Here is a 587-nt window from a genome sequence, read left to right as displayed (position 1 = left end):
ACACCGGCTATTGGCTCGATTCAGGTGACAAAAGCCTGCTGGTCTGGGGAGATATTGTACACTTCCCGCAGATTCAGGTGCCGCGCCCGGACGTGTCGATCGCATTCGACCAGGACGCACAGCTTGCCGCGGCAACACGGGCGAGCCTCCTTGATCTCGTCAGTTCCGAGCAGGTGGCGATCGCCGGTATGCATCTGGGTGAACTCGGCTTCGCACAGATCAAGCGAGCAGGAGCAAACTATGGTGTGGTCTATGAGACTGAGCGGTCTGAACACTGGACGTCTTTCTGACTACCACGGGAAAGCATCAAGTCCCTTGACGCGATAAGGTCTTATTTGAACGAATTAGACGATCACCCTGGCAGAAAGGGGCCAGAACAAGATGGGGAGCACGGCAACCACCCCATCTTGTTCCGACCCCGACATCCGAGGTTATGGTCTGGCGTTCCCTCTTCCAAAGTTGCGCAGGTCGACCTACTCAGCCGTCCGCACTTACCGCGAACGGCGCAGACGGTGTTGTCACATAAACCTGCTGTCAGTGAGTGGGGCGTAGAGATGGTGGGATGAAGAATTCAGCCATCAGCTACA

The 587-nt window shown here is 56.4% G+C and carries 1 pseudogene; it reads left to right on the top strand.

What is annotated here, in order from left to right:
• A pseudogene (locus tag JZX87_RS31085) lies at window positions 1-290 on the top strand (MBL fold metallo-hydrolase); the annotation flags it as partial.
• Between the last annotated feature and the right edge of the window lie 297 nt (window positions 291-587).

Source organism: Agrobacterium sp. Ap1, from assembly GCF_017313375.1.
In the GTDB taxonomy this organism is placed as follows: domain Bacteria; phylum Pseudomonadota; class Alphaproteobacteria; order Rhizobiales; family Rhizobiaceae; genus Neorhizobium; species Neorhizobium cellulosilyticum.
This window is presented reverse-complemented; position numbering and strand designations above follow the sequence as displayed.